Origin of the sequence: Psychrobacter fozii, assembly GCF_003217155.1 — a bacterium.
Classification (GTDB): Bacteria; Pseudomonadota; Gammaproteobacteria; order Pseudomonadales; family Moraxellaceae; genus Psychrobacter; species Psychrobacter fozii.
Genome location: NZ_QJSU01000005.1, coordinates 243,823 through 256,642, shown reverse-complemented (window position 1 = coordinate 256,642; position 12,820 = coordinate 243,823). Strand labels below are relative to the sequence as shown.

Annotated in this window: 11 protein-coding genes; 8 read left to right on the top strand and 3 right to left on the bottom strand. The window is 43.0% G+C overall.

Annotated elements, in window-relative coordinates; genetic code table 11:
• Positions 1-92 precede the first annotated feature (92 nt).
• Positions 93-692, top strand: coding sequence for a GNAT family N-acetyltransferase (locus DFP82_RS08575; RefSeq protein WP_110923311.1), 600 nt, complete (start codon positions 93-95; stop codon positions 690-692).
• 227 nt (positions 693-919) lie between these two features.
• On the opposite strand, the gene DFP82_RS08570 is transcribed toward DFP82_RS08575, so the two are convergent.
• On the bottom strand, positions 920-1,459 hold the full coding sequence (locus DFP82_RS08570; RefSeq protein WP_110923310.1) for a hypothetical protein: 540 nt from the start codon (positions 1,457-1,459) through the stop codon (positions 920-922).
• Between the two features lie 120 nt (positions 1,460-1,579).
• A complete protein-coding gene (gene murJ, locus DFP82_RS08565; RefSeq protein ID WP_110923309.1) occupies positions 1,580-3,130 on the bottom strand; it encodes a murein biosynthesis integral membrane protein MurJ in 1,551 nt (516 codons plus the stop codon).
• 199 nt (positions 3,131-3,329) lie between these two features.
• Here murJ and DFP82_RS08560 point away from each other — a divergent pair, with 199 nt between their 5' ends.
• Positions 3,330-3,989, top strand: coding sequence for a hypothetical protein (locus tag DFP82_RS08560; RefSeq protein WP_110923308.1), 660 nt, complete (start codon positions 3,330-3,332; stop codon positions 3,987-3,989).
• On the opposite strand, the gene ampD is transcribed toward DFP82_RS08560, so the two are convergent.
• Positions 3,979-4,569: a 1,6-anhydro-N-acetylmuramyl-L-alanine amidase AmpD gene (gene ampD, locus DFP82_RS08555; RefSeq protein ID WP_110923307.1), complete on the bottom strand. Its 591-nt coding sequence runs from the start codon at positions 4,567-4,569 to the stop codon at positions 3,979-3,981. The two genes, DFP82_RS08560 and ampD, sit on opposite strands and share 11 nt — an antisense overlap.
• 164 nt (positions 4,570-4,733) lie before the next feature.
• Here ampD and DFP82_RS08550 point away from each other — a divergent pair, with 164 nt between their 5' ends.
• The 6 genes from DFP82_RS08550 to murG all read left to right on the top strand — a co-directional run bounded on the left by DFP82_RS08550 (position 4,734) and on the right by murG (position 12,794).
• A complete protein-coding gene (locus DFP82_RS08550) occupies positions 4,734-6,935 on the top strand; it encodes an Lnb N-terminal periplasmic domain-containing protein (protein ID WP_110923306.1) in 2,202 nt (733 codons plus the stop codon).
• 164 nt (positions 6,936-7,099) lie between these two features.
• On the top strand, positions 7,100-7,939 hold the full coding sequence (locus tag DFP82_RS08545) for an SDR family oxidoreductase (protein ID WP_110923305.1): 840 nt from the start codon (positions 7,100-7,102) through the stop codon (positions 7,937-7,939).
• A 339-nt stretch (positions 7,940-8,278) separates the two neighbouring features.
• Positions 8,279-9,319, top strand: a complete 1,041-nt coding sequence (locus DFP82_RS08540) for a hypothetical protein (RefSeq protein WP_110923304.1) — start codon at positions 8,279-8,281, stop codon at positions 9,317-9,319.
• A gap of 61 nt (positions 9,320-9,380) precedes the next feature.
• The gene (gene pyrE / locus DFP82_RS08535; RefSeq protein ID WP_110923303.1) at positions 9,381-10,103 is read left to right on the top strand and encodes an orotate phosphoribosyltransferase; all 723 of its coding nucleotides are present in this window, start codon (positions 9,381-9,383) and stop codon (positions 10,101-10,103) included.
• A 216-nt stretch (positions 10,104-10,319) separates the two neighbouring features.
• Complete coding sequence (gene gshB, locus DFP82_RS08530; protein WP_110923302.1) at positions 10,320-11,291, top strand: glutathione synthase; 972 nt, start codon at positions 10,320-10,322, stop codon at positions 11,289-11,291.
• A gap of 417 nt (positions 11,292-11,708) precedes the next feature.
• A complete protein-coding gene (gene murG, locus DFP82_RS08525) occupies positions 11,709-12,794 on the top strand; it encodes an undecaprenyldiphospho-muramoylpentapeptide beta-N-acetylglucosaminyltransferase (RefSeq protein WP_110923301.1) in 1,086 nt (361 codons plus the stop codon).
• Positions 12,795-12,820: the final 26 nt, after the last annotated feature.

The window sequence follows — 12,820 nt, the reverse complement described above, 5'->3', positions numbered from 1 at the left end:
CAAGTGAGGTTAACGCTGTAGCTCTTTTATAAAAGATTGACTATATTTTAAAATTCCTGCGAATCATACAACCAACTAACTATGGAGCTCCTATGTCCGATGTTGCCTTGAATGCTGTGCCATCTATCTTACCCCAATACAATCTCAATGACGATTTTATCGTACAGCGCGCAAGTGAGAGAGACCTGCCAGAGATATTAGCGATTTATAATCAAAGCATTGCAGGTAAGCAAGCAACAGCCAACCTTGTTCCAGTGACCTGTGAAGAGCATGCAGATTGGTTTGATGAGCATTTAAATAGCGCCACGCGACCTATTTATGTCGTTCGCTCAGTGACAGAAACCATCGAAAGTGGTGAGCAAGCAGAGTCTTCGCCGATAGTGGCATGGGGCAGTTTTAGTGATCTTTATGCACGTATGGCGTACCATATCAGCACCGAGATTAGTATTTATTTGCACGAAGGGCATCAAGGAAAAGGGCTAGGTAGCTTACTGACACGCTGGATGCTTACTCAAGCACCAAACTTAGGGATTCAAAACATCATCGCGCTTATCTTCGCACATAACCAACCAAGCTTAGGGTTGTTCCGTAAGCTTGATTTTGAGCAATGGGGTTATATGCCAAAGGTTTGTGATATGGAAGGCTTTATGGCCGATGTCGTCATGCTTGGAAAAGCGGTGACAGTAGACTAGGGCGTTTCTTCAATTCACCCGATAGTCATCTAAATGGGCTAAAAATGGCTAAATCTTGCCAAACATCGTCAAATAGCTAGTTAATATCCCGATATTATCTGCGCTATTTTTCTTGTTTGACGGCAATTTATCTCATTTTTATCACCATTTTTGAAATGAAGACACGCCCTAGAGCCTGTTAGATAAAAAAGAGAATCAAATAGCATCATGCTTGATAGTGTGATGCTTTAGCCTAAGATTTTCCATTGACCATCTATTTCTTGTAGTTCGTAAGTTAAAGGTGCAGGCTCACTCTGTCCTTTTAACATCAGCTCACCAGTGATGGTGGCACGAGTTTTATCATCGTTATATTGAGTGTCAGTAATAGTGACACCCTCCACGGTTTGCTGAAAGGCAGACTGAGTTTTCGCTAGCTCTTCTTCAAAGTTTGCCATATCTACTTCATAGTATCCAGCGGCTTGCTTTACATCACCGTAGTACAGGCTATCCAATGCTTTCTTGACCGTATCTTCTGGTGTGCCAGCTTCGGTAGGATTGGTGACTAGACTTTTTTGCTGAGTAGCCTCTTTATTACTATCAGCTACTTCTTCGCTGTCAGCTGCTTTTTCATCGTCAGTTGCGCTATGAGAATCGGCCACTTCTACTTTGTGTACCGTTTCTTCTGTATCGACATCATTGCTACAACCACTCAGAAGCAATCCAGTACTCAGTAGACCAGTCGCAAATAAGATTGGCAAGCGTGGAAGTATCAGCTGTTTAGTCATCATAAGACCTCAAAATTTATTTATTAATGCATAAGCTATTATGACAAATATTCGTACCGAACATTGTCAGTTCTCATGCCAAGCTTGTTTTGGTTTCGTAAGTTAAGGCCTTGTTTGGTATTTTTAGCCATGCTTTAGTTGGCGGGGGCGGAAGCCTGTAGCGAGCAATACCACACCATAAACCAAAGCACCTACGGCACACATAATAATAAGAGCAGCAATACGTCGCCACTGAGCCTCATCGGCAGGGAAATAAGGCAGCATGAAATACAGCACTGCAATCATCGCAGTTGTAGAAATGGCAAACTGGGCAAACAGTTTTTTCCAGTGGCTACCAAAACGGAAAATATCGCGCTTATGCAAGAAATAATACAATAGCCCTGCGTTTACAAATGCCGCACCTGTAGTTGCCAACGCCAAACCACCGTGTAGTGGAATCTCCAAGAAGTAGAAAATACCAATAAAAATAACACTAAAGACCATATTAGCTATGACGGAGATGATGCCGATTTTTACAGGCGTTCGAGTGTCTTGACGTGCAAAAAATGCAGGGGCAAATATCTTAATCAACATAAAGCCTAAAATGCCACCAGCCATACTACGCAATGCCAATGAGCTCATTTGTGCATCACGCAAAGTAAATTCACCACGCAAAAACAATGCTTGCATTAATACATCTGCAAGTATAAACAACGCCGCTGATGCCGGAACACCCACCAATATAATTAAGCGTGCCGCCCAGTCAATCGTCTTTTTAAAGCTAACGTCATCTTGCTTGGCTTCACTTTTAGACAAACTTGGCAAAATAACTGTACCAATCGCCACGCCAATCAGACCTAGTGGGAGCTCGCTCATACGCTCTGCAGCATATAACCAAGAAACCGACCCACCAATCATTAATGATGCAAAGATAGTGTTCAGTAGTAAATTAATCTGAGTGACAGAAACACCAAAAATAGCAGGTAACATGAGTTTTAAAATACGGCGAACGCCTTCATGCTGAAAGTCAATTTTTGGAGCGACCAACAGTTTTTGTTGCCATAGCTGTGGCAGCTGTAGCAAAAACTGTAGCAAACCTGCGATAGCGACGGCATAACCGAGTGCCATGATAGGGGTGTCGAACATCGGTGCGAAAATCAGTGCGCCACCAATCATGCATAAGTTTAATAACACTGGTGCAAACGCCGGTGCAGCAAATCGTCCGTAGCTTTGTAAAATACCACTGGCAAAAGCTGTCATGGAAATGAATAGCAAATACGGAAAGGTTAGACGTAGTAATTCCGCAGTGATGGCAAATTTATCGGGTTGATCGGCAAAGCCGGGTGCAAATAACGTCACGACCCAAGGCGCGATTAAAATAACCACGACTGTCAGCATGGATAAAACCATCAACAGTGCACCGGAAGTGCGACTGACTAAAATCTGTACTTGCTGTAGGCTATATTTTTCTTTGTATTCAGATAGAACAGGTACGAAAGCTTGGCTAAAAGCGCCTTCTGCAAATAAACGTCGCAAAAAGTTGGGTATCTTAAAGGCGACCAAAAAGGCATCCATCAGACCACCAGCGCCAAAAACACCTAACAATACGACATCGCGTACTAGGCCTAAAATACGAGACAGCATGGTCATACTGCTGACCACCATGGTTGAACGAAATAACCGACTTTTTGCCATGAGAACCTATCTTGCTAAATTGTATTGGGTTGTATGCTGATTTGCTGTGTTGAAAAACTGACGAATTATATCACTTTCATAATCGAGATAAATGGATTGAATGTGGAAATGAGTCCTTCTGTTATTATGAGCAGTCTCTACTGTACAAATATTAATTACTACTAATTATTTTCCGACATATTATTCTAAGGTTAATTTGATGGAATTATCTATTCAAGCAGTACACTCAATGTCTAAAGTTGCTTTAAAAACTTTTGATCACCTGCACACTGCACATATGAACAGACAAAAAAAGCGTTTAGGAGGGTTTGTACAATATTTCGAAACTCGTTATGAAGTGATGAGTGATGAAGATAAACAAAAACTCAATAAATTCATTGAAAGCAAAGAAGGTGAAAGTCTCCTTGCAGACTATGCTGATTCAATATTAAAAGTATCTAGTGATAGAGTAATGATGGCAATGGCTTTGTTATTCTGTAATGGTGCAGACTTTTCTGACGTAGAAACGTCAAATTTTATTAAGGCTTCGAAAAACCTTGATGACGATCTAATTAATTTCTATATGTTGGCTCATAAGAGAAAGAGAATTGAACGTGACAATATTCCTTATTCACGTTGTACAGTTTCAAGTGTAGATTGCGAGGATTTTACTAATAGAGGTTGGGATAAAGAGACCATAGCAGTTTATATTTATGAGCTAATACAAATGAGGCTACTATTGCCAGATCCTTCATCCCATGGATCCTATGCTGGAGCTGATGATTCTTGGTCAATTCATTACGGTATTAGCACTAGAACACAGAAAATAGTGAATTTAATTGTAAAGTCTCAAGCGTTATTAACTGACTCTAAATCATAGTTATTTTTGAAATACCTTCACGCAGTTTTGTCCATTCAAAATAATCACCGGGATCGGTCTTACGTCCTGGCGCGATATCGCTATGACCTGTCAAGTGACGACGAGTTTTAGGATAAGCCTCATATATGGCGCTGACGACCTGTGCGAGCCTGTCATATTGCCTGTCAGTGAAAGGCGTAAAATCTGACCCTTCAAGTTCGATACCAATGCTATAATTGTTACATTCAGGTCGCCCCAAGTAGCTTGATCGACCGGCATGCCAAGCGCGCTCGTTAAAGTTCACAAATTGAGTGATTGAACCATCACGTTCGATAAATAGATGCGCAGAAACTTCTGCCCCTTCTATGGTCTGGAAATAAGGATGGGCATTCCAATCTAATTGATTGGTAAACAGCGCCTTAACGTAATGAGTGCCATCAGTATCGCAAGCACCGAAGTCATTGGGTGGTAAGCTGATATTATGAATGACGATAGTGTCGATATTCATATCTGCTGGTCGCATATTTTTGTTGGGCGATGCGAGCCATGTGGCTGTAGATAATAAGCCATCTTTAATAGTCATTGAGGATGATTTTGACATAATATTCTCTTTTACTAAAATTTATCAAACACGGCCCAGAGATTTAAAAAATCTAGGTCGAAAACGGGTTTTGGATTGTTTTATTTAACACTACAGTAGACATTATTAGTCAGCCCCTAATTACACTATCAGCGTATGAATAATAACGTGCGAGGTTTTATCTCATGGCTACAAAGCCTATGTCTCTATCAGTCGATTGTACCTTAACAATAACTTGCCAACGAGCCTGTTTGCCACTTGCTATCGCTGGGTTGCTATTCTCTGGCCAAGCACAGGCTTTTTTGCCAACGCCAGACTCGCTAGTAACGACAGGTGAATTGGCGAGTGAGCCACAAGCGACGATAGATAGTAATGCGGCACATACAGTGGCATATAATATGCCACATGATGGCGTTGCAGAAGAAACCAATAGCACGCAAAGGATGCAAGGCGCCCAAGACAGCAGTGTTCAATCGTTATTAGCCACGTGGCGCACACAAGCAAAAACAGAAAATCTGGCACAGCATACAACATGGCGACGATTATTGTATTTCTTTGATGATCAAAAGAACTTAATTGGTAAGAAAAAAAACACCAGTATGGTTGATGACGCTGATTTCTTCTTAAGTGAAAATGGTCGGAGTGATTCAGGTGCAGAGCTTGATGCGCTGCTTATTGCCCTTGCCGACGAAATGCAGGCCACTAACAATCATAAAACCGTTAATAAAAATTCTGCCCAAATAACCGACGGCAATTCTGTCAGTAATCGTGCTGTCGATAGTAGTTCTGTTGATAGCAACTCTGTACTATGCCGTTTTCCAGCGCGAGTACAATGGCTGACTGATACGTTGAATATTGACGACACTGTGCTACAAGCTGACTGTCCAGAGCTAGATAAGTGGATGCAAACGATTGCACCTGAGCAGCTGTCTCTTATGTTTGCACAAGAGTATTTGGACAATCCTCTTTCAGCGTTTGCTCATACTCTGCTGCGTATCGACTCAAAAGAAAGCGTCGCTGATCCTAGCCAAATTCATTACGCTCATGCGCTGAATTATACGGTAGATGGCAATCCTGAGGATAGCTTTCCGATATACTCCGTCAAGTCAATGATTGGTGCTTATGACAGCCTTATCGAGATTGACCCTTATCCTCAAAAGCTGGTTAACTATCTACAGGGAGATGAGCGTGATACGTGGACCTATCAATTGGATCTGACGCCAAGCGAAGTTCAGCAAATCATGTTGCATGTCTGGGAAACCAAAGATTTAAAGTTACCGTATTACTTCACCACAGATAATTGCGCGTCTGAGGTGTTGCGTCTAATTGACGTAGTGCGCCCGCAGCAGCATTTATTAAGCAGATTGCCTTATGCGGTCATTCCCTCAGATGTCGTGCAGTTGCTTAATAATGAAGGCTTGCTTGCCAGCAGTATCTACACCCCAGCTGATAGCACCTTACGCCAATCTCAGTTAAATAAAATGAAGCAGCAGCGTGAGCAACTTGGCTACCAGAGCAGCGCCACACAGACGATTGACGAGATTAAATCTGCTCAGCTTAATGATGTCTCGAGCATGTCAGCTGACAAACAAACATTACTGCCGACTAGTATCGTTGTATCAGACAATAACCCTATTGACAGACATCCGCTGACATTGGGGAGCATTGGGATAGGGCAGCGCGGTGACAATAACTATATCGATCTGGGCTTGCGGGCAGGCTTTCATGATACGCTTGACCGCTCTTCAGGATATCCACAGTTTTTTAATTTAGAGGGCATTGCGGCGACTTTACGCCTATATGACACGGATAATGATAAAGCCAATCAGCCAAAAAATGTGGTCTTGCAAAATGCCACGTTAATTCGCGGTCGCTCTTTTAATCCTGTTAATTCTGCCAAAAAAGGTAAAACGTGGGGCGCAAGTATCGAAGCGACGCGCGTGAATGACGGCTCGCAGAAAGACGGTACAGACCATTTAGTGGGGAGCGTGGGCTACGAGACAGGATGGTCTTGGGCATTTGGAACGCCTAATACAGATACTGGCGAGATGCCGCCGCAGTTATGCTACACCTTGTTGTCCGGCACGACCCAAGCAGGTCGCGGTATCAATAAAGGCTTTCGTGTTGGTGCAGGCGTGAATGCGGGCTGTCGTTATCAGATTAACAATCAGTTACGCGCGCAGGCTGAATTGCAACTGCCATATTGGTATCATGGCAGCAGCGATGAGTCGAACGTCCGTGGTCACTATTGGCAACCGATATCGACACTAGGTCTGCAATACGATATTGATAAAAAACAAGCACTACGTATCAATGCTAACTATGATTGGCAAGATCGTGTTGATAGCAATGAAGATGTACAGCTGTCATATAGACGCTATTTTTAATTTAATACCTTTTAAACTGAGCACCTTCTAAGTTGGCAGTTTGATAATAGTGTTTTTATATTAGTATTTTTATATTAGCGTCTTGATAGAGTTTTCTTAGAGATTGTTTTTAAGTATGACCATCGAAGTTGTCTCGGAATATTGTGCTAAATGAAGGATATGTGATGAGTAAGCAAAATTTACTGATTATTGGTCAAGGTGATATTGGATTGCCAGTGACCAATAAGCTTGCGCAGGATGGCTTGAATGTCACGGGTCTGGCTCGGGGTAAGCGGTATGATTATGCGTTGGATGATAAAGCTGTATTCAAACAAGCCGATGCATTAACGCTGACTGCCCAAATCTTACAAGGTTTTACTCACATTACCATTATCGTGACCCCTGATGAGTATTCAACCAGCGGCTATCACAACAGTTATCTAGCGATCTGTCAGCATTTGGCAAATCTTGCAGAAAATCTGACCAACCTTGAGCGTATTGTCTTTATCTCATCCACGGGTGTCTATGGTCAGGACAGTGGTGAGTGGATTGATGAGCATACTGCACCCATCACGCCTGCGCGCGAAGCATCAAAGGTCATACTGCAAGCAGAACAAGCGTTGCAACAGGGCTTTGGAGATAAAGCCGTGGTCATTCGTCCCAGCGGTATCTATGGGCGCGAGCGGTTAATGCGACTACGTAAAGCCCGCGAGCCGCGAAAAGAGCCAGTGGCCGCGAGCCATTGGAGCAATCGAATTATGGATCGCGATTTGGTCAATATTATTGCCAATGTATTGACCATGGAGTCGCCAGAGCCAATATATCTGGCGACTGACTATGCGCCAGTGACAACATTGGAGTTGGGTGTTTGGCTCAGTGAGCAAGTTGGCGAGACACCTCCTGCCATGGATAACGAAAAAACAGCGGTTACGGGAAAACGCTTGCATAGCAACATTCCATTAGCTTGGCTAGATTATCCTGATTGGCAAGCAGGTTACCGTGATATTTTGCGCCATCAAGCATAGTACTAGGGCATGTCCTCAATCTGAGCATTAAGCTTTAAATAGGCTAAAAATGGTTAAATATTTGCTAAACTGTGTCAAGTAGCTTGCTAATATCTCAACATTATCTGTACTACATTCCTTATTTGGTTGCAATTTATCTCATTTTTATCACCATTTTCAAAACGAGGATACACCCTACATCAAAAAAGTAAGTGTCGTCGCGTCCAAACTGGTTTAGTCTACAATGCGTAGTACTAGCGTTCGTGTTCCTCGCTACTCTAATTTTTGTGAAGGGTATAAGATGACCGTTCGACCTGATTTACCTTATTCGTTTTATATTTTATAGTCTATGGAGCTCTCATGACCCAGCCTTCTACTTCTGATAACCGCTTATCCAGTGCTGACATAACAGCAGCAGGTGGCAAGCGTACAGAAGGCAGTGCTGAGCAGTCGCCTGTTTTTTCTGATAGTACACAACCTGCCATCGTGCATCCTAACTTTGACCCAAAGCAATCTCCACTTGACCCTGCAAGGCCTTTGACTGATATCCCAGAGCCCGCGCGTCGTCTGAATACTCAGCTGCGTCGTTTATATGGTAACGCTGCCCGTTTCTATCAGCCTAACAAAGACAGTCTATCGAAATGGGCATTAATTGCTTCAGAAGTCTTGGGTGAGCATCTGTCATTACTGACTGCGGCGGAGCTTGCTGAATTTCCAGACAGTTTTTATCATAATAATAGCGAGCAACCGTTGTTATCAGCATTGACGAATATGACGTTGTTAGATATGTCAGATATTCAGCAAGCGCTTCAGGCTTATCCAAAACTACAGCGTTATGGTTTCACACTTGCTGGTAGTCCGTTAAGCACTGATCTGAATGGTGCTGATGTCGGTAACCGCAATGCCAGTAATCGTAATGCCAGTAACAGTAAAGTTAGAGATGCTTCAACCTCTCTGCGTGCATTGACCAAACGTTATAATCCTGATGAGTTACTCAGCAGCCTCTATGCCGATGATTGGCAAGTGATTTTGCAGCCGCAGCAGTTTGAGACGGGCGAGGGTAGTCTGGCCACTGATATCATGGCGTGTAGTGTTGCCGTTCATGCGTTGCAGCAGTGCAGTACGCGCAAAAGTATCAATCATAGCTATAACGCGGCACAAATTTGTCAGCATGTACGCAGTTATTTGCTCAGTCAGATCATTTGCGAGCCATCGCAGCGTCATGCATACCGTCAGGTGCGTCTATTTACGGGACATATTATTGTTGCCGCTTATCACTTGGGCTGGGAGATACAAGTGAGTCATGATGGTCAGTGCTATTTCAATCTCTCATCACGTAGTGGTCTATTGACCCGTTATCCTAATATGCAGGATTACGAAATCAATGGTTGGTCAAGCTGATCAATAATGCGTACAATAATGCCAATTTTTTGCCCTCATTTTTGTTAATAGGAATGCCTTAATGTCCAATGCTCGTGTACCTAATAATTCAGTAACTAATGCTCAACCTACTTTTTCATCGCATCAATTTATTCAATTGGCTTTAGATAACCAAGTCCTTAAGTTCGGTGAGTTTGTCCTCAAGTCTGGTCGTATTAGTCCATACTTTTTTAATGCAGGTTTGCTGGCAACAGGTGAGATGTTATCGTTGTTAGCACGTGGTTATGCTGACGCCTTAGCTGAACAGATGGCAGCGACCAATAACGGTACAGATGAGCAAGAGCTGGTCATTTTTGGTGCCGCTTATAAAGGCATTCCATTCGTTGCTGCCACCGCACAAGCATTATGGAACCATCATGGTATCAATGCTAAATGGGGTTACAATCGCAAAGAAGCCAAAACCCATGGTGAAGGTGGTAACTTGGTGGGTGCTGATGTCAATGGCAAAGCGGTTTGGGTATTAGATGATGTCATTACAGCTGGTACAGCCATGCGTGAAGTGGTCGAGATTTTAGAGCAAGCGGGCGCAAGCGTTGCTGGTATTATCATCGCTCTTGATCGTAAAGAAAAAGGTCAAGCTGAGCATTCTGCTATTCAAGAGCTGGCTTCGACCTTAGAGGTCCCCGTGCGTGCACTCATCGATATTGATAACTTAATCAGCTATCTAGCAGATGACAATAGCCAATACAAAGATGCGACTCAGCTTGCAAAAATGCAGCATTATCGCACGCAGTACGGCGTATAATTTGTCGTAGATGGTTTTATGAGCGAGCATCTTTTATGTTGAATAGATGGTGTTTACCTATTTAACCGCTTATATCTGCCTATTAATAATATAGTCGAACCACTCTTAAAGTGTTATGACGTTAGACTCGCTTAGCCTACTACTGTAGTACTTGCGCTCGTCTGCCTTATACCATTTTTAAGATTGATTGACTATACAACGTAAGTGAGTTTTGTTATGAGTCTAGAAAGTCAAAAAAAATCGTTAAACATACTCGTTATCATGGATCCTATCGAGCAGGTCAATTATAAAAAAGATACTACCTTAGCTATGATGTGGTCAGCACAAGATCGCGGGCATAGCCTAGGCTACTGTCAGATTCATGATCTTTGGTTGGACCGTGGGCAATTGATGGTCGATACGCAGCCAGTAACGGTAAAGCGTGATCCTAAAGACTTCTATACATTAGGTGATAAAAGCACTGCGCCGGTTAGTGATTATGACGTGATTTTGATGCGCAAAGATCCACCGTTTGATATGCGTTTTATCTATACGACTTATATGCTCGATCATGCAAAAGCGGCAGGCGTACTCGTGGTCAACGATCCACAAGCCATCCGTGATTGTAATGAAAAACTATTTGCCACTTGGTTTAGCGATTATATGAGCCCAACGATTGTGACCAGTAAACAGGCGCACATCCGCAAGTTCATTGCTGAGCAGCAAGATGTTATTGTCAAACCCCTAGATGGTATGGGTGGTACAGGTATCTTCCGTCTGACTGCTGATAGCCCAAATATCGGTGTCACACTAGAAGTATTGACGGAGTTAGAGACGCTGCCAATTATGGCACAGCGTTATTTACCAGAGATTGTCGAAGGCGATAAACGCGTATTAATCGTTGATGGTGTGGTGGTAGATTATAGCTTGGCTCGTATTCCAACAAAAGGCGAGACTCGTGGTAATCTAGCTGCAGGTGGTAGTGGTGTTGCTATGCCGCTGACTGATATCGAACGTCAAGTGGCAGAGGTAGTTGCACCTATTGTGAAAGAAAAAGGTCTCATGTTCGTTGGCTTAGATCTCATCGGTGGTCGTATTACTGAGATTAACGTTACCAGTCCGACTTGTGTACGCGAGATTGATGATCAGTGTGGTACAGACATTGCGACAGACTTTATTATCGCCATTGAAAATAAATTCACGATTTGAGCATCGTAGTAATGATAGAGTGATTTATCATTAAAGTATGTGCACAAGGATAAAAAAATAGTTGTGCTAAGCTATAGTCATTCCACTATAAAAGTATGACAGCGTTAACCTCGCTTGAAGTATCACCTATACATCTACACTCGGTTGCCTTGTACTATTTTTAAATTGAATCGACTATATCTTACCGAAACGTGATTGAAAATGTCGATTTTATCGATGTTACAGCGTATTTATTAAAGCCAAGCCGAGGTTGTTCACAGCTTGGATTTTTATTATTAACGACGCATAAAATGCTATATATAAGTCAACGATTTACACTATACTATGCGAGATTTTATAGGGTCGTTATTTGTCGATAACTAAAATCCTGATAGGATGATAAGTCCTTCATATAAATAAAAAGATAGGCAGGCGTTCATGAAAAAACCGCATATATTAATGATGGCTGCTGGTACTGGCGGGCATGTGTTCCCAGCATTGGCAGTGGCTGAGGAATTGACCCAGCGCGGTGCGGTTATTCATTGGTTAGGAACGCCAAATGGCATGGAAAATGGCCTAGTTAAACCAACTGGTTATAGCTTTCATGCCATTGATATGCAAGGGCTGCGTGGTAAGGGAGTAGGGCGCTTGTTAAAGCTACCTGTAACCCTGCTATCAGCGACGATGGCTGCTATAAAAGTCATTCGCAACAATCAGATTGATATTGTCGTAGGCTTCGGTGGTTATGTGACCGCACCGGGCGGCATTGCAGCACGTATGACCAGCACGCCACTCATTATTCATGAGCAAAATGCTATTGCTGGTATGAGTAATCGCTATCTGTCTAAAATTGCTACCAAGGTATTACAGGCCTTTGAGCACACTTTTGCAAATAGTGAGCAAGATGCAAAACTAGAGACAGTTGGTAATCCGGTACGTAACGCCATCACTGGTGTCGTGGAGCCGACTGTACGTTACGATTTGAATGATCAATCACCACTTAAGTTACTGGTGGTTGGTGGCTCGCTTGGTGCACAAGTATTAAATGACACCGTGCCAAAAGCGCTGGCGTTGATAGATCGTCCCTTTGAAGTGCGTCATCAATGTGGACGAAACAATGAGGCTGCCACGCAAACTGCTTACGATGAGCAAGATTTGAGCATTCATAAATTTGAGGTACAGCCATTTATTGATGATATGGCCGCTGCTTATAATTGGGCAGACATCATTGTTTGCCGAGCAGGTGCGTTGACCGTTACCGAAATTCAAAACGTCGGTATTGCTGCTATTTTTGTGCCTCTGCCGCATGCAGTTGATGATCATCAAACGGCCAATGCTCGTACGTTAACCTCACATGATGCAGCAATTTTATTACCTCAATCTGAGCTGACGCCGCAGCGTTTGAGCAATGAGCTGGCAGCGCTTGATCGAAGTGCTTGCTTAACCATGGCCAAGAAAGGCCATGCACTTGCCAACCGTAGTGCTAGTCAGCAGGTCGCTGATATTGTTTGGCAAACCCTGTAGCTTATATTTCTATCAGCTGCTATTTT

Bases quoted from the DNA above. Each gene is read 5' to 3' on its own strand.
- DFP82_RS08575 (WP_110923311.1), top strand. From the start codon at position 93: ATGTCCGATGTTGCCTTGAATGCTGTGCCATCTATCTTACCCCAATAC.
- DFP82_RS08570 (WP_110923310.1), bottom strand. From the start codon at position 1,459: ATGATGACTAAACAGCTGATACTTCCACGCTTGCCAATCTTATTTGCG.
- murJ (WP_110923309.1), bottom strand. From the start codon at position 3,130: ATGGCAAAAAGTCGGTTATTTCGTTCAACCATGGTGGTCAGCAGTATG.
- DFP82_RS08560 (WP_110923308.1), top strand. From the start codon at position 3,330: ATGGAATTATCTATTCAAGCAGTACACTCAATGTCTAAAGTTGCTTTA.
- ampD (WP_110923307.1), bottom strand. From the start codon at position 4,569: ATGTCAAAATCATCCTCAATGACTATTAAAGATGGCTTATTATCTACA.
- DFP82_RS08550 (WP_110923306.1), top strand. From the start codon at position 4,734: ATGGCTACAAAGCCTATGTCTCTATCAGTCGATTGTACCTTAACAATA.
- DFP82_RS08545 (WP_110923305.1), top strand. From the start codon at position 7,100: ATGAGTAAGCAAAATTTACTGATTATTGGTCAAGGTGATATTGGATTG.
- DFP82_RS08540 (WP_110923304.1), top strand. From the start codon at position 8,279: ATGACCCAGCCTTCTACTTCTGATAACCGCTTATCCAGTGCTGACATA.
- pyrE (WP_110923303.1), top strand. From the start codon at position 9,381: ATGTCCAATGCTCGTGTACCTAATAATTCAGTAACTAATGCTCAACCT.
- gshB (WP_110923302.1), top strand. From the start codon at position 10,320: ATGAGTCTAGAAAGTCAAAAAAAATCGTTAAACATACTCGTTATCATG.
- murG (WP_110923301.1), top strand. From the start codon at position 11,709: ATGAAAAAACCGCATATATTAATGATGGCTGCTGGTACTGGCGGGCAT.